Origin of the sequence: Halomonas terrestris (assembly GCF_049166755.1) — a bacterium.
Classification (GTDB): domain Bacteria; phylum Pseudomonadota; class Gammaproteobacteria; order Pseudomonadales; family Halomonadaceae; genus Halomonas.
Map to the genome: position 1 here is coordinate 14,417 of NZ_JBMHFZ010000007.1, position 15,303 is coordinate 29,719.

Genomic DNA, 15,303 nt, shown 5'->3' on the forward strand with positions numbered 1-15,303 from the left:
GTCGCTTCTTCTCGCCAGAGATGGGGCGAGAAGTGTGCAATTTGCGCGTGGTGGATCGGGACCAGGAGGGTTGACCGGCCCACAAGGGGGGAAAGGATGTCACGAAGAGCGTCGACTGGAATCCGCCGTGGCGCCTGGGGCCTGGCCCTGTGCCTCGGCTTGCTGGCGGGTGTCGGGTTTGGCTCCACCGGGGGAAGCGTCGCGCCGGACTGGGCCGATGCCGACCTGCTTCACGAAATCGAGATCGAGACCGAGACCCGGGAGGAAAGGGTGGAGCGGCTGGCGCTCTCGCCGGAGGGCGCCCGCGTGGCGATCGCCGTGCGCGGCAGGCTGGAGCTGCGCGAGGTGGCGACCGGTGAGATGATCCATCGGCTGGATGGCCATCTCTCCCCTGAGATCGACGCCGTGCTGCCCGTCACCGGGCTGGCCTTCAGCCCCGATGGCGCCAGCCTGATCAGTGCCAGCTGGAACCCGGGCGTCGTGGCGGATGCATCGCTCAAGCACTGGGACCTGGCCACGGGGAATCTCCTGCAGGCCCTGGCCGGTGACCAGGGGTGTCGCGAGGTCGCGTTCACCGCCGATGGTGCCAGCGTGTGGGCGGCCTGCGGCAGGGACGTGCAGCGCCTCGAGCTGGCGACGGGCCGTGTGGTCGAGCGGGCAGGGAGGTTCCCGGCCGATGTCACGCAGGGGATGGATGCCGAAGCGGTGGCCGACGCCTTGCCGATGCCGCGGCAGGGCCCTGCCGATGCACTCGCCTTGAGTGCGGATGGCAAGCGGCTGGCCTGGGCGGGCAAGCCGCCGACCTATCCCCACCCGGTGGTGCGGGTGTGGCATGTCGGCGAGGGAGCGTCCGCCGATGACACCTACCAGGCCCTGGAACTGCCCGAGGTCAGCACGACCACCGACCCTGTGGCTCAAGCCCGTGAGCTCTACGGCCTCGAGGAGTTCACCCCCGTGACATCGGAAACGGTCAGTCACTGGGTGCGCGACGACGGGGATCTCCAGGTCATGCTCAGGCTGGACGACCTCAAGGATGATGCCGTGCGCGCCTTGCGCTATCGATTGCGCTTCGCCCCCGCGGGGGAAGGCCAGTGGGCACTCGTGCAGGCAGGGCGGAAACAGCAGTGCCGGCGCGGACCCACGGGGCCGGACGAGTGGACCACGCAGTTGTGTCACTGACGGCGGCAGACCTCGTTCACCGAGCGAGCAGCGTCGCCGTGAACCCCTGCAAACGAACGGGGCCACGTCACGGCCGAATCGCTACCGTGGGAGTCTGTGGCAAGTGCCATGACCCGACAACAATCGCAATGCATCCTCTGCAGGGGGCAACCATGTGGGACTTCAAGATCGGTACGGCCCTTGGCCTGATGGTCAAGACGCTGCCCTTCATCCTGTTTCGTCTTGCCGTCTATTTCGGCGTGGCCCTGGCCTACGTGCTGATGACCGGGGTCGGCGCCGGCGTGGGGTGGGGTATCGGAGGCTTCGGCGATACCGGCTTCCAGGCCGCATCCACCTTCTGGGGCGGGGTCGTCGGCTTCGGTATCGTCGGCGCCATCATGTACGTGCTGCGAGAGTACCTGCTCTACATGGTCAAGGCGGGGCATATCGCCGTGCTGGTGGAGCTGCTCGATGGCCAGTCGCTCCCCCGGGGACGCAGCCAGATCAATCATGCCTCCGTGGTCGTCAAGGCGCGTTTCGGACAGGCCAGTGTGCTCTTCGCCGTGGACCAGCTGATCAAGGGGGTACTGCGCGCCCTGACCGGCCTGGTGCGAGGCGTCTTTCGCCTGCTGCCGATTCCCGGCGCCCAGCAGTTCCTGCGCCTCATCCAGCTGTTCCTGCGCATCGCCGTGGGCTTCATCGACGAGGTGATCCTGGCCTACTGCATCCGCACCCGCTCCGAAAATGCGTGGGCCTCCTCTCGCGAGGCGCTGGTGCTCTATGGCCAGAATGCCAAGCCGATGTTCAAGAATGCCGCCTGGCTGGCCCTGATCGTCTATGGCCTGTCGTTCGTGATCTTTCTCGTCATGCTGGCGCCCGCGGCGCTGGTGGCCTATCTGATCCCCGGCGGCTGGTCGGCGACCGGCGTGGTCGTGGCGCTGCTGTTCGCCTGGAGCGTCAAGGTGGCGGTGCTGGAGCCCTTTGCCGTCACCTGCATGATGCAGGCCTATTTCAAGAGCATCGAAGGACAGCAGCCGGACCCGGAGTGGGATGCCAGGCTGGATGGCCTGTCCAGCAAGTTCCGCCGCCTCAAGGGCAAGGCTGCCGAGGCGCCGCAGAGCAGTGGCACCCTCGCCACCAGCGATGCCAGCCAGTGAACCAGGGAGACACATCATGGCAATCATCCGCACCCCTCGCCGCTACCCGCTCCTGCTCGCCCTGCTGGGGGCAGGGCTGGTGACAGGCTGTGGCGATGACAACGGCGGCAGCGCCAGCACCGGCAACCCCGCTGTTGTCGATGCGCTGCACAGCCAGCTCGAGGCGCTGGAGGCGGGGCAGTCGACCCTGACCCTGACCGGCGCCGTCACCTCCACCGGCGACACCCCTCGCGATGCCCGGGCCAGCCAGGATGTCTATCGCCCCGCCCTGGGGGGCGGGGCCTCCCGTCGCGGCAGCAATGCCGAGGGCCCCTATGCGCTGACCCTCTACACCGATGCCGTGCACGAGTCGGCACCCGACGAGACGGTGAGCGCCAGGGTGTCGCTGGTGCTGCCGGAAGGCGCCGAGGCGGGACAGACCTACGCCATCGCGGCATTCCGCGATGCCGATGAGGAGCAGGTGCAGGCTCACGTGCGTGGTGATGGCGAGATCGGCACCATCGGGCGCCAGGTCCAGGGCAGCCTCTACCTGGCCGAGCTGGGGGAGGAGGTCGCCGCCGCCTGGCGCCTCGAGGCCGCCGACGGCGATGACGACGAGGCGAGCCGCGTCGAGGCGGAGGGGGCCGTCGCTGGGCTGGCCTTCACGCCCCAGCGGGAGGCGCGCTACGAGATCACCGTCAATGGCGAAAGCGACAGGCACCTGGGGCGCGTGGCGATCCACGAGAGCCCCGGCGGCTTCGACATGTCCATCGGCAACCGCATCCTGCTGAGCCTGCCGGCGGCCGTCGAGGCCGGTGATTACGCGTTGTCCGACCGCTCCGATGATGGCGTGATCCGGGTCAGCCTGATGCGTCACGAGGTCGAGGAGGTCAGCGGGACCCTGTTGCTTCGCGAACGCAACGGTGTCTTCGATGCCGAGATCACCCTGGAAGCCAGCGGAGAGGATGAGGTCCGCTTGTCGGGAGATCTTGAAGAACTCAGCTTCGACCGCTGAGCAAGCGAGACGAGAAGACCAACACCAACAAGGAGAAAGACCATGGGAAGCCTGTATCACCGTCTGGGTGTCGCCGCCCTGGGCACCGCGCTGCTCTGCCCGCTGACCGCCCTGGCCCAGGACGAGGTCGTGGAGCAGATCGAACTGGGGCTCGAGCTCTACCAGGAGGAGGACTACGGCGGGGCCATCACCGAACTGGAGTTCGCCATCAATGACATTCGCAAGCTGATGTCGGGACGCATCGCCGCCACCTTTCCCGAGGCTCCGGCCGGGTGGAGCGCCGACGAGGCAGAGTCCGCCAGCGGCGGGGGCGCCGCTGCCATGCTGGGCGGCGGGGGCACCATGCTGGAGCGAAAGTACCGCGAGGATGACGGCAATGGTCAGCTGGAGGCGACCATGATGATCGACAACCCGATGGTGCAGGGCATGGCCGCCATGTTCAACAACCCGGCCCTGATCGCGTCACAGCCGAATACCGAGCGGGTGCGCATGGGCCGAGAGTCGGCCATCGTCAAGTGGGAGCCCAATCGCTCGCGGGCCGAGGTCACCCTGCTGCTGGATGGTCGCATCCTGATGCAGGTGAAGGGACAGAACCTGGCATCCCAGGACGTCGCGGTGGAGTTGATGCGTGGCTGGGATCTCGCCGCCGTACGTGAGCAGGCCGCCCGCTAGGACCACCGGGACCAGCGATCGACGCAGGCAGGAAAGGACCACGAAGGAGGAGAGGTGATGATGGTGGCAATGGAGAGGCGGCGGCCCCTTGGCCGGGCCATGGTGGGGGCCGCCCTGATGGCGATGTCCTGGGGCGTCAAGGCCGAGGCGTCACCGGTGACGGTGGCCCCCTTGACGGTCGAGCCGGAGGGCGACCACTACCACTACCGCATGCATATGACGATTCAGGGGGACGACCTGTTCTGGGACCTGACCCAGGGCCCGGATGTCACCCTGGTGGCCCCCGATGAGGAGCACCTGAGCCAGGTCAGCGGTTTCGACCCCCTCTATACCGGCGAGGCGCTGGGCCACCGCCCCCATCAGGTCGCCTCGCGATTCGGGGCCCTGGTATCCCGGATGCCGGCGGAGGCGGCTCGACCGCCCCTGGAGTATCAGGATGTCTTCGACAATCGTCAGCGAACCGACGCGGTCAGGGTGGTCGTGGAGCCGACCGGGGCGACCCGGGAGCTGGCCGGCCGCGAGGCCAGCGCCTATACCCTGGCGGTGGTCAGCGACAAGAGTCGCTGGCGGGACGAGGCGTGGCACCCTTACCACGCCCTGAATCTCGGTACCGTCTGGGTGTTCGATGACCTTCCCTTCTCTCCGGCTCCCCTGCAGCTGAGTCGCTATGTCTTCAACCTCGTCTTTGCTCCCCATTCGGTGAGCGGGCTCGAGGAGTTCTACCAGGAGCAGCTGATCTCGGCCCTGGCGCCGCTGGGCATGTTGGCCGGGGCGCGAATGCAGGAAGTGCAGGTCTCAGCGGAGGCGCTGGCCGAGCTGGAAGCCGAGGGCTGGCGTCTCGAGGGCGACGAGGCGCCGGGGCAGTCGCGTGGCTATCGCTTCGAGCTGCTGACCACGGAGCTCATCACCGAGGCCGAGCCCCTCGATTATGCGGCCCTCGAGGGCATGAGTCGGCTGGATGCGGCAAGCCTGGACTATCTGGAGACGCCGCTGACGATGGTGAATCGCCTGGGCTTGTGTCCGGCCCTGCCCGTGGAGATGGACACCGAGGAGCTATTGGCCACCATGGAGGAGCACGCCAGCTTCCGGGGACGGATGCAGGGAAGCATCGACGGCGAGGTACTCGGCGAGGCGAGCTTCGGCAGTCAGGACGACAGCTTCGGTCGCGGCTTCATGCTGACGCTGGAGTCCTATGATCCCGGGTTGCGTCAGGCCGCCTGCCTCACCCTGCTGCGCGTCGACGCGGCCATGCCGGATGCCCCGCAGACGCTCGACGTGGCAGCGGGACAGGATCAGGCCGATGCCGGCGAGCTGGTGGCCTACCTGGCGCTCACCGACCTGACGGAGCCGGGGCAGAGTCGGTCCGTGGCCGTGGGCCTGGGCAACGACGGCCAGGTGACACTGGAGCGGGTCGACGAGGAGACCCTGGTGGGCCACCTGCGGCTCAATGGCCAGGTCACCCCGCTGGAGCAGCTGACCGACAGTCAGCCCTTCGTCATCGAAGGGGAGTTCAGCGCCCGGCAAGCCTGGGATCGCGTGCCCATGGCCCGCTAGGGCCGGGGCGAACACGCCAGGGCTCGACCCGTTCGCTGTAACCCGCAGGGCTCGCCATGATGTTGGCGAGCCCGCTTCGCGTGGCGGGCCCGGGGTCAGGCATCAGCGCTGCTTGAGCTGCTCCTTGAGCTGCTTGGGCACCTGCTTGATGATCAGCCGGTCGCTGGCCTCGTCGTACTCCACGCTGGAACCCAGCAGGTGGGAGTCGAAGCTGATCGAGACGCCTCCGGCGCGGCCGGTGAAGCGGCGGAACTGGTTGAGGGTCTTCCTGTCCGGCGGGATCTCCGGGGAGAGGCCGTAGTCGGCGTTGCGGATATGGTCGTAGAAGGCCTTCGGCTGCTGCTCGTCGAGCACCTCCGAGAGCGCCTCCAGGGTCATCGGCTCGCCGCGGCTGGCCTGGTCGCTGGCGTAGTCGATCAGCGCGTCGGTCTTCTCGCGGCTCGCCTCCTCGGGCAGGTCCTCCTGCTCGACGTAGTCGCTGAAGGCCTTGAGCAGGGTGCGGGTCTCGCCGGAGGCATCCACCCCCTCCACGGCGCCGAGCAGCGCGGCGAAGCCCTCGGCGAGCTTGCGGCCGCCGCGGTCGCGGGTCCAGGAGAGGTACTGGTTGGACGGCGAGGCGTCCTGCCACTGCGAGAGGTTCAGGCGCGCGGCCAGGCTCATCTGGGCCAGGTTGAGCTGGCGAGCCGGTACCAGCGACAGGTCGGCGTCGACCCCGAAGCCCTCGCGGTGGTGCAGCAGCGCCAGCAACAGGTAGTGGGTGTCGCCGAAGCGGGTGTCGAGGAACAGCAGCTCACCCGACACGGAGAGGTGCTCGTCCACCAGGGCCGCGACCCGCTCGGCCAGCTGGCGGGTGAGGGCAACGAAGTCGAGCGTGCCCTCGAGATAGGCGTGCAGCTCGCCGGCCAGCGGCGAGGCCGCTTCACCCTCGCCGGAGGAGGGGTCGGCGAAGTGGCCCCAGGCCTTGGTCTTGGCATGGTAGGCCTTGTTCGCCGCCTCCAGCAGGGCATCCAGGGTGTCCGACGGGGGCAGCTCCGCCGTCGCGGCGTCCAGCCGCGCGGGCCGGTCGCCGGCCCCCTTGTCGATGCGATGGATGATGCTGTGCAGAATCGGCATGGAAGCTCCCGCGGTGGTGAATGAGCAGGGCGGGGATCATACCCGGCCGGCGCGTGAGTCGATACCCGGTCACGGCTTGAGCCGATACCCCGTGCGGAAGATCCAGGCCACCACCGTCAGCGCCACGCCCAGGAACAGCAGGATCATCGCCAGGCTGATCACCGGGCTGACGTCGCTGATGCCGTAGAAGCTCCAGCGGAAGCCGCTCACCAGGTAGACCACCGGGTTGGCCAGGGTCACCGCCTGCCAGAAGGGGGGGAGCATGTCGATGGAGTAGAAGGTGCCCCCGAGGAAGGTCAGCGGGGTGATCACCAGCAGCGGCACCAGCTGCAGCTTCTCGAAGCCGTCGGCCCAGATGCCGATGATGAAGCCGAGCAGGCTGAAGGTCACCGCCGTGAGCACCAGGAACACCAGCATCATGATCGGGTGGTCGATGGAGTAGGGCACGAACAGCCGCGCCGTGACCAGCACGATGGCGCCGAGTATCAGCGACTTGGTCGCGGCGGCGCCGACATAGCCCACCACGATCTCCAGATAGGACATGGGCGCCGAGAGCACCTCGTAGATGGTGCCCGAGAAGCGCGGGAAGAAGATGCCGAAGGAGGCGTTGGCGACGCTCTGGGTCAGCAGCATCAGCATGATCAGCCCCGGCACGATGAAGGCGCCGTAGCTCACCCCGTTGACCTCGGTGATGCGGGTGCCGATGGCGGCGCCGAACACCACGAAGTAGAGCGAGGTGGAGATCACCGGCGAGACGATGCTCTGCAGCACGGTGCGCAGGCTGCGTGCCATCTCGGCGAGATAGAGGGTCTTCACGGACTGCAGCTTCATGGACGCTCCTCCCTCACCAGGCTGACGAAGATATCCTCCAGCGAGCTCTGGCGGGTGTGCAGGTCCTTGACCCGCAGGCCCACCGCCTCGAGGTCGGCGAGCAGGCCCGAGATGCTCGAGCCATCCTCCTGGCTGGCGGCGTCGTAGCTGTAGACCAGGGCATGGCCCTCGTCGACAAGCGCCAGGGAGTGGCCGGCCAGCGACTCCGGCACGGCCGCCAGCGGCTCGTGCAGGTGCAGGGTCAGCTCCTTGCTGCCCAGCTTGCGCATCAGCGTCTGCGTCTCCTCCACCAGCACGATCTCGCCGCGGCGGATCACCCCGATGCGGTCGGCCATCTCCTCGGCTTCCTCGATGTAGTGGGTGGTGAGGATGATGGTCACCCCCTGCTCGCGCAGTGCGCGTACCACCTCCCACATCTCGCGGCGCAGTTCCACGTCGACGCCGGCGGTGGGCTCGTCCAGGAACAGCACCTGGGGCTCGTGGGCGAGCGCCTTGGCGATCAGCACCCGGCGCTTCATGCCGCCGGAGAGCTCCAGTTGGCGGTTGTCACGCTTCTCCCACAGGGTGAGGGAACGCAGCACCTTCTCGATATGCGCCGGATCCTTCGGCTTGCCGAACAGGCCACGGCTGAAGCTCACCGTGTCCCACACCTTGGTGAAGGCCTCGTTGGTCAGCTCCTGGGGGACCAGTCCGATCAGGCGGCGCGCTGCCCGATAGTCGCGGGCATTGTCGTGGCCGTCCACGAACACCCGCCCGGCGCTGGCATTGACCAGGCCGCAGATCACGCTGATCAGGGTGGTCTTGCCCGCGCCGTTGGGGCCGAGCAGGGCGAAGATCTCGCCGCGGCGGATCTGCAGGTCGATGCCCTTCAGCGCCTGGAAGCCCCCGGCGAAGGTCTTCGACACCCCCTCGACGCGGATCATGGGCGCCTCACTCAAGGGTGATGTCTCCCTCGAACTCGAGGTCGAGCGCCAGGCCGGCGACCTGCACCCGCACGCTCGCCGGCAACGACTCGTCGCCCTGGAGCCGGCCCTCGGCCAGCGCCTGCTTCACGGCCTTCTCGATCTCCTGCTGGGTATTCACGCCCACGGTCTTGAGCAGCTTGCGGATGCTGTGGGTGAAGGTCTCGTCGTTCATCGGAAAGTCCTGTTGGAGTGAATGGCGGTGCATTCCATCCTAGCGCGGGATGGGACACGGCGACCATCGACGACAACGACGAACGCCGCGCTGGTCACCCACGCGCGGCGTTGGCAATCGCCCTGACGCGGGGCTCACGAGCGGCTGGTGATCTCCAGCAGGTGGTAGCCGAACTGGGTCTTCACCGGGCCGTGGACCTTGTTCACCTCGCCGGAGAACACCACCTCGTCGAACTCGCGGACCATCTGGCCGGGGCCGAAGCTGCCCAGGTCGCCGCCCTGGCGGCCCGAGGGACAGCTGGAGTGCTCGCGTGCCACCTCGGCGAAGTCGCGACCGCCCTCGATCTCGGCCTTGAGTTCCTGACACTTCGCTTCGCTGTCCACCAGAATATGACGTGCGGTTGCCCTGGCCATGCTGCTCTCCTGAAAGGGTCGGCTTGGATGCCGGTTGATGATCCGGCAAGCATAGCATGATGCTCCCGTCCGGGGTCGACCCGGCGGGGCCCCGGCAGCGGCCAACGGCTCGGCTAGCGTTCGCCCCCGCTGCCGAGGGTGAGCCGCAGTGCCCGCAGGGAATCCAGCTCCAGGCGGAACTCGTCGGAGAACACCGGATGGCCGATGACACGGACATCCACGCTGGCCTCGGCACCGCGGTAGGTCACGGTGGTCGAGACCTTCGCATCCATGGAGAGCGGTGCCAGGGGGCCATGCTCCACCCGCTCCACCTGGAGCGCGGTGAAGCCGAGCGCATCCAGTTCCTGGGTGACCCGCTGCTTCACGGCCACGCCGTAGTAGAAGTAGAGGCCGCCATAGGCCAGGCCGCCGAGCAGTGCGAGATAGAAGACGAAGCGGCTCATGGCCTCCTCCCTGATGGTGTGGTGGGGTGCTTCCCTGTCGGGGCTGTTGTCGTCACCGGCGAGGCCGCCAGCCGCCCTCGCGAATCATCGGGCAGCCCGTCACCTCGTGGTTGTAGAGGTAGAGCCAGGCGGGGCCGAAGGCGGTGGGGTGGATGGCACGGTCGTAGTCGCCGCTCGCCGGGGAGCGGACCCGGTAACCCTCCAGGCGGTCGAGGTCGGCCAGCAGTGGCGCATCGACCCGGAATACCTCCACCTCGACTCCCCGGGAGGGTTCGGGCCTGGCGCCGGGGAAGGGGCCCAGGTCGTAGAGGGTGGCGCTGGTCAGGTGGTCGGTACCGATGAACTCGGCGCCATCCAGCCAGTGGTGGTTGCGCAGCCCGCGTTTCAGGGTGCCGTACACGGCGACCAGCGGAGTACGGGTGACGGCAAGGGCGGGGGTGTGCATGGCCGTTGCCTCCTGGTCGGTGGGAATCGAGGTACGCCTGTGGCGTACTGGTCAGGATACCAGCTCCGAGGGGGCTGCGCCCTGGCCGCCCCTCGAGGCGTCGCCGGTTCCCGAAGCTGAATGATTCTGCCGCAGTGGAGTCGTATCCGGGAACCCCGACGCTGCGGTTTTTCTCGAGGAGATGATCGATGATCCGTATCGCACTGAGCGCCGTGGTGCTCGCCCTGTGCCCCGCCACGACCCTCGCCCAGCCCGGCCCCCATGAGCAGGAGAGCGGCATGCCGGGCACGATGACACGGGAAGCGCTGCAGCAGGCGCCGCTCCGCTTCGAGCTCGATATCCCCTACGCCGATACCGACGACCCGCGCCAGCGCCTCGATCTCTACCTGCCGGAAGCGCCGAACGACGACCGGCTGCCGGTGATCCTGTTCTTCCACGGCGGTGACGGGCGCCAGGGTGGCAAGGCCGCGGGCGCCGAGCGGCTGATGCCCTTCGTGGCCAGTGGCGACTATGCCGCCGTGTCGGTGGGCTACCGGCCGTCGCAGGAAGCCCGCTGGCCAGCCCGGCTGCACGACGGCAAGGCGGCGATCCGCTGGGTCAAGGCGAACGCCGACGACCATGGCCTGGATGTCGACAGGCTGGCCGTCTGGGGGCGCGGTGCAGGGGCGCATCTCGCCCTGATGCTGGGGATGACCGGTGACGTGCCCGAACTGGAGGGCGAACTCGGCCCCCACGACGAAGTGGCCAGCGACGTCGCCGCGGTGGTGAACTTCTTCGGCGTGACGGACATGCGGGCCTTCGTCGAGCAGTCGAGTGGCGACGACCGCTCGACGCCCGGGGGGGCGCAGGCCCTGCTGTCGGGCGGCGAGCGATTCGCGAGCGAGGAGCAGGCGGTGGCGGCGTCACCGGTCACCTACGTGGGTGGCGACGATCCCCCGGTGCTCACCCTGCATGGCGACGAGGATGCCGTGGTGCCCTACGACCAGGCCGTACGCCTCGACGTCGCCCTGACCGATGCCGGCGTGGGCAGCCACTTCATCACGGTGCCCGGCGCCGGCCACGGCGGCTTTCCCCCGGAGGCCGAGGAGCGGGTCGCGATCTTCCTCTCCCGGGTGCTGCTCGGCGAGGAGGGAGAGATTCCCACCGACCCCCTGGTGACATCCGGGGAGTGACGTATCGAAAGGAGACCCGCGATGAAGAACCTGTTCGACTCGATTCCCGACACCCTCGATGACGAGTGGTTCGAGGAACTGGTACAGGGCGAGCATGTCCAGGTGGAACGTATCGTCTCCCTCGGGCACCGCTCCCCGGCTTCGGGCTGGTACGACCAGCCGCGGCATGAGTGGGTGCTGGTGCTCCAGGGGGAGGCCATCCTGACCTTTGCCGATGGCGAGGAGGTGGCGCTCGGTGCGGGGGATCACCTGCTGATACCGGCGCATCGCAAGCACCGGGTCGAGTGGACGACCCCGGAGCGGCCCACCCTGTGGCTGGCGGTGCACTTCCAGGCCTGAGCGCGCCCCCGGTCGCCCCTCCTGTCGCAGCACACGACCCGATGAGGTGATCCCATGCTACTCGAAGGTTCCTGCCACTGCCGCGCGGTGCGCTTCAGCGTCGAGTCGCCGCATCCCTACCCCTACCAGCGTTGCTACTGCTCCATCTGCCGCAAGACGGCCGGGGGTGGCGGCTATGCCATCAACCTCTCCGGACGCGCCGACACCCTGAGGATCGAGGGCGCCCTCAACAAGCGGGTCTACCATGCCCTGGTCGACGGCGAGGAGAGCCCCGGCGAGCGGCACTTCTGCGCGCTCTGCGCCAGCGCGCTCTGGGTCCATGATCCCCGCTGGCCGGAGCTGGTGCACCCCTTCGCCTCGGCCATCGATACCGAGCTGCCGGTGCCGCCGGAACGGGTGCACCTGCTGCTCGGGAGCAAGGCCAGCTGGGTGGAGCCCGAGGTGCGCGACGGTGACAAGTGCTTCGCCGCCTACCCCGAGGAGAGCATCGCCGAGTGGCATCAGCGACTCGGGCTGATCGGCTAGGTGCGCGATTTCGCACGTCGTGGCTGCCGGCGCCGGCCCGGGCTATGCCACAATGGGGCGGAGCCGCCGCGAGAGCGAAGGCGGCGCTGGTTGTCGAGACGATGAGGAGAGTCGACGCATGGCGGAGCAGACCCCGGCAACGGAGGAGATCCCGGTCGGCATCAGTGCCTGCCTGATGGGCGAGCAGGTCCGCTACAACGGTGGGCACAAGCGTTCCCGCTACTGCCTGGAGGTGCTGCAGGAGCGCTTCCGGTTCGAGCCCTTCTGTCCCGAGCTGGAGGCGGGGCTGGGGGTGCCGCGCGATCCCGTCCGCCTGGTGGGGGCCCTCGGCGAGGAGCCCCGGGTGGTGGGTACCCGGGACCCGAGCCTCGATGTCACCGAGGCGCTGGCCGAGGTCAGCCGTGCCTTCATCGAGCGCCATCGCCACCTGCGCGGCTTCATCCTGATGAAGGGGTCGCCGAGTTGCGGGCTGGAGCGGGTCAAGGTCTACCACGAGAACGGCATGCCCAGCCACGCCGACGCCGGCGCCTTCGTGCGCGAGCTGCGCCGCCACTTCCCGGAGCTGCCGCTGGAGGAGGAGGCGCGCATGAACGATGCGGTGCTGCGCGAGAACTTCATCACACGGGTCTACGCCTACGACGACTGGAAGCGCCATGTGGAGGCCACCCCGAGCTACCATGCCCTGCTGCAGTTCCACAGCCGCCAGAAATACCTGCTGATGGCCCACCACGTGGAGGCCTATCGCGAGCTCGGGCGCTACCTGGCCGAGTCGGGCAAGCGCTGCCTGGACGAGGTGATGAACCGCTATCTGGTCCGCTTCATGGAGGCGCTGGGCCGGCCCGCCACCCGCAAGACCCACGCCAACGCCCTGATGCACGTGTTCGGCTATCTCAAGGACGCCCTGGACGGCGAGACCAAGCAGGACCTGTTGGCGGCCATCGAGGACTATCGCCAGGGGCATGTGCACCTGGCGGTGCCGATCCGCATGATCAACCACTACGTGAAGCGGCACGGCTCGAACTACGTTCGCGAGCAGACCTACCTCGACCCGCACCCCTACGAACTGGGGCTGCGTAACGCCATCTGAGCGCACGATCGCCGGTGCCGGGTGGCCGACTCAGTGCCGCCGTTCGTGGCGTGTCGACCCGAGCAGCACGCGGTCCATGCCGCGGGTCGAGAGGATCCGCCTGAGTGCCGCGAACAGGTGGGTGGGCAGGGTCACGGCGTAGCGCGGCCTGGGGCGCCGGCTTTCCAGGGCGTGCACCAGCTTGCGAACCACGGCGTCGGGGCCGAGGGTGAAGGCGCCGGGGGCCTTGCCGGCCAGGCGGGCCTCCAGGGCACGGTAGGTCTCGGCGTGGTAGCTGTGCCGTGAGTCGATGTTGTCCAGGAAGGCGCGATAGGCGTTTTCGCGGAAGCGGCTGGTGATGGGGCCCGGCTCGATCAGGCTGACGTGGATCCCGGTACCGTGCAGTTCCTGGCGCAGGGTGTCGGTCAGGCCCTCCAGGGCGAACTTCGAGCAGACGTAGGCGCCGCGGTAGGGCAGGGCGGCGAAGCCGAGCACCGAGCTGTTCTGCACGATGCGCCCGCCTCCCCTTTCGCGCATCGCCGGAATGACGCGGGTTGTGAGCTCATGGGTGCCGAGCAGGTTGGTTTCCAGCTGCTCGCGCAGTACCTCGCGGGAGAGGTCTTCCACGGCACCGGGTTGCCCGTAGGCGGCGTTGTTGAACAGCGCCCCGAGCTGGCCGCCGGTGAGCTCGATCACCCGCTCGACGCAGGCGGCGATCGACTCGCTGGACGCCAGCTCCAGCGGCAGCGCCTCCAGGCCTTCCTCGCGGAGCCGGTCGAGGTCCTCCTGGCGCCGGGCGGTGGCCAGGACCCGCCAGCCCCTCCCGGCCAGGGCATGGGCAGCGGCGTGGCCGATGCCGCTGGAACAGCCGGTGATCAGCACGCTGCGGGGGGAGGGATCGGTGGAGACAGGCATCGGACGGGGCTCCAGGCGGTGATGGGACGGTCGTGGGCAACCCTGCGGTGCCCGCCCCGCACTCTGTCGCCTGGCGTCCGACCATGCAAGTCGAGTGCGCAGCCCCTACAATGCGACCTCCCTTCGAGACCACCGAGCCATGCCCGACTCACCGCACCATGCCGAGCGCCTCACCCGCCTGACCGAGCGACTCGCCGAGTGGCAAGGCCTCTGGCGACCGCCGCCGTTCCAGCACCGTCGCGCCCCCTGGGCCGAGCACCTCGCCGGGCTCGAGCAGGCGTTGCTGGCACTGCCCGATGCGGCCTGCGAAAGGTTGCAGGCCGATCCCTTCACGGCATCGCCTCTGTCGGCCTGGCTGCCGGTGGCGGAGCTGCACGGGCTGGTGCGCCTGCCCGCGCTTGCCGGAGAGACCCCCGACCTGCCGGCATCCTGGCGCGAGCATGTGGGCGGTCGCAAGTGGCACCAGATCGAGGCCCTTGCGGGCCGGCTGGCCCACCCGCCGGGACAGTCGCTGGTGGAGTGGTGTGCCGGCAAGGGGCACCTGGCGCGCACCCTGGCGCGCCGGCATGACACCGAGGTCACCGCCCTGGAGTGGCAGCCCGCCCTCTGCGCGGAAGGCCAGGCCCTGGCCGATCGTCAGGGGGTGGCGGTACGCCTGAAAACCCGGGATGTACTGGCGCCGGAAGGGGGCAAGGGCCTCGGGCCGACCGTGCATGTGGTGGCGCTGCACGCCTGCGGCGACCTCCATCGCCGCCTCCTCGAGCTGGCCGCCGAGACCGGCTGTGCGGTGACCCTGGCGCCCTGCTGCTATCAGCGCACCGCTGCCGAGACCTATCGGCCGCTGTCACGGCAGGGGCGCGAGCTGGCCGCCGCCCATGGGTTGGCGCTGTCGCGGGATGACCTCGCCATGGCGGTGCAGGAGACCGTGACCGCTCCGCGCAACGTGCGGCGAAGCCGCGAGCGAGCCAACGGCTGGCGGCTGGGCTTCGACCTGTTGCAGCGCGAGATCCGCGGCCAGGATACCTACCTGCCGGTGCCCAGCCTGGCCTACGGCCGGTTTCCCGGGTGCTTTGCCGATTTCTGCCACTGGGCGGCCGGGCAGAAGGGGCTGAGGTTGCCGGCGCGCGTCGACTGGGCGGCCCTGGAGCGGGCGGGGCAGCAGCGTCAGCGCGAGGTGGCGCGCCTCGAGCTGGTGCGCCACCTGTTTCGCCGGCCGCTCGAGGTGTGGCTGGCGCTGGATCGCCTGCTGCTGCTGGAGGAGGCCGGCTTCAGGGTGGAACTGGGGACCTTCTGCGAGCGTAGCCTCACGCCGCGCAACCTGCTGTTGCGGGCCCGGCGACCCTGACGGCTCCGCTCCCCGCCAGGCCCC

18 protein-coding genes are annotated in these 15,303 nt (G+C 68.8%); 10 read left to right on the forward strand and 8 right to left on the reverse strand.

The window, feature by feature from the left end:
• Positions 1 to 96 precede the first annotated feature (96 nt).
• The 5 genes from ACOMD9_RS08605 (at position 97) to ACOMD9_RS08625 (ending at position 5,535) form a co-directional block, all read left to right on the forward strand.
• Positions 97 to 1,179: a WD40 repeat domain-containing protein gene (locus tag ACOMD9_RS08605; RefSeq protein ID WP_421413767.1), complete on the forward strand. Its 1,083-nt coding sequence runs from the start codon at positions 97 to 99 to the stop codon at positions 1,177 to 1,179.
• A gap of 152 nt (positions 1,180 to 1,331) precedes the next feature.
• Positions 1,332 to 2,315 carry a hypothetical protein gene (locus ACOMD9_RS08610; protein ID WP_421413769.1) on the forward strand — a complete coding sequence of 328 codons (984 nt, stop codon included), beginning with the start codon at positions 1,332 to 1,334 and terminating at the stop codon, positions 2,313 to 2,315.
• 16 nt (positions 2,316 to 2,331) lie between these two features.
• Positions 2,332 to 3,309, forward strand: coding sequence for a hypothetical protein (locus tag ACOMD9_RS08615; protein WP_421413772.1), 978 nt, complete (start codon positions 2,332 to 2,334; stop codon positions 3,307 to 3,309).
• 42 nt (positions 3,310 to 3,351) lie between these two features.
• Positions 3,352 to 3,981 (forward strand): hypothetical protein, encoded by a 630-nt coding sequence (locus ACOMD9_RS08620; RefSeq protein ID WP_421413773.1) that lies wholly within the window; start codon positions 3,352 to 3,354, stop codon positions 3,979 to 3,981.
• A gap of 57 nt (positions 3,982 to 4,038) precedes the next feature.
• The gene (locus ACOMD9_RS08625; RefSeq protein ID WP_421413775.1) at positions 4,039 to 5,535 is read left to right on the forward strand and encodes a hypothetical protein; all 1,497 of its coding nucleotides are present in this window, start codon (positions 4,039 to 4,041) and stop codon (positions 5,533 to 5,535) included.
• Positions 5,536 to 5,637: 102 nt separating this feature from the next.
• On the opposite strand, the gene yejK is transcribed toward ACOMD9_RS08625, so the two are convergent.
• The 7 genes from yejK to ACOMD9_RS08660 all read right to left on the reverse strand — a co-directional run bounded on the left by yejK (position 5,638) and on the right by ACOMD9_RS08660 (position 9,917).
• Positions 5,638 to 6,648 carry a nucleoid-associated protein YejK gene (yejK, locus tag ACOMD9_RS08630; RefSeq protein ID WP_421413777.1) on the reverse strand — a complete coding sequence of 337 codons (1,011 nt, stop codon included), beginning with the start codon at positions 6,646 to 6,648 and terminating at the stop codon, positions 5,638 to 5,640.
• Positions 6,649 to 6,717: 69 nt separating this feature from the next.
• The gene (locus tag ACOMD9_RS08635) at positions 6,718 to 7,479 is read right to left on the reverse strand and encodes an ABC transporter permease (protein WP_421413779.1); all 762 of its coding nucleotides are present in this window, start codon (positions 7,477 to 7,479) and stop codon (positions 6,718 to 6,720) included.
• Complete coding sequence (locus ACOMD9_RS08640) at positions 7,476 to 8,402, reverse strand: ABC transporter ATP-binding protein (protein ID WP_421414128.1); 927 nt, start codon at positions 8,400 to 8,402, stop codon at positions 7,476 to 7,478. Before ACOMD9_RS08640 ends, ACOMD9_RS08635 begins: the two co-directional genes overlap by 4 nt.
• Before the next feature lie 7 nt (positions 8,403 to 8,409).
• A complete protein-coding gene (locus ACOMD9_RS08645) occupies positions 8,410 to 8,616 on the reverse strand; it encodes a DUF6494 family protein (protein WP_421413782.1) in 207 nt (68 codons plus the stop codon).
• A gap of 134 nt (positions 8,617 to 8,750) precedes the next feature.
• Entirely contained in the window at positions 8,751 to 9,029 is a 279-nt protein-coding gene (locus ACOMD9_RS08650; protein WP_421413783.1) for a peptidylprolyl isomerase, read from the reverse strand.
• 113 nt (positions 9,030 to 9,142) lie between these two features.
• Complete coding sequence (locus tag ACOMD9_RS08655) at positions 9,143 to 9,472, reverse strand: hypothetical protein (RefSeq protein ID WP_421413785.1); 330 nt, start codon at positions 9,470 to 9,472, stop codon at positions 9,143 to 9,145.
• Positions 9,473 to 9,524: 52 nt separating this feature from the next.
• The gene (locus ACOMD9_RS08660) at positions 9,525 to 9,917 is read right to left on the reverse strand and encodes a gamma-glutamylcyclotransferase family protein (RefSeq protein WP_421413788.1); all 393 of its coding nucleotides are present in this window, start codon (positions 9,915 to 9,917) and stop codon (positions 9,525 to 9,527) included.
• Between the two features lie 188 nt (positions 9,918 to 10,105).
• Between ACOMD9_RS08660 and ACOMD9_RS08665 the strand changes: the two genes are divergently transcribed.
• From ACOMD9_RS08665 to ACOMD9_RS08680, 4 genes are all read left to right on the forward strand, one after another.
• A complete protein-coding gene (locus tag ACOMD9_RS08665) occupies positions 10,106 to 11,089 on the forward strand; it encodes an alpha/beta hydrolase fold domain-containing protein (RefSeq protein ID WP_421413791.1) in 984 nt (327 codons plus the stop codon).
• Between the two features lie 21 nt (positions 11,090 to 11,110).
• Complete coding sequence (locus ACOMD9_RS08670; protein WP_421413793.1) at positions 11,111 to 11,428, forward strand: cupin domain-containing protein; 318 nt, start codon at positions 11,111 to 11,113, stop codon at positions 11,426 to 11,428.
• A gap of 54 nt (positions 11,429 to 11,482) precedes the next feature.
• Entirely contained in the window at positions 11,483 to 11,953 is a 471-nt protein-coding gene (locus ACOMD9_RS08675) for a GFA family protein (RefSeq protein WP_421413795.1), read from the forward strand.
• A gap of 118 nt (positions 11,954 to 12,071) precedes the next feature.
• The gene (locus tag ACOMD9_RS08680) at positions 12,072 to 13,040 is read left to right on the forward strand and encodes a YbgA family protein (protein WP_421413797.1); all 969 of its coding nucleotides are present in this window, start codon (positions 12,072 to 12,074) and stop codon (positions 13,038 to 13,040) included.
• 30 nt (positions 13,041 to 13,070) lie between these two features.
• Here the strand turns inward: ACOMD9_RS08680 and ACOMD9_RS08685 are convergent, their stop codons facing one another.
• A complete protein-coding gene (locus ACOMD9_RS08685) occupies positions 13,071 to 13,934 on the reverse strand; it encodes an SDR family NAD(P)-dependent oxidoreductase (RefSeq protein WP_421413798.1) in 864 nt (287 codons plus the stop codon).
• A 139-nt stretch (positions 13,935 to 14,073) separates the two neighbouring features.
• Here ACOMD9_RS08685 and ACOMD9_RS08690 point away from each other — a divergent pair, with 139 nt between their 5' ends.
• Positions 14,074 to 15,279, forward strand: coding sequence for a methyltransferase (locus tag ACOMD9_RS08690; protein ID WP_421413800.1), 1,206 nt, complete (start codon positions 14,074 to 14,076; stop codon positions 15,277 to 15,279).
• Positions 15,280 to 15,303 lie beyond the last annotated feature (24 nt).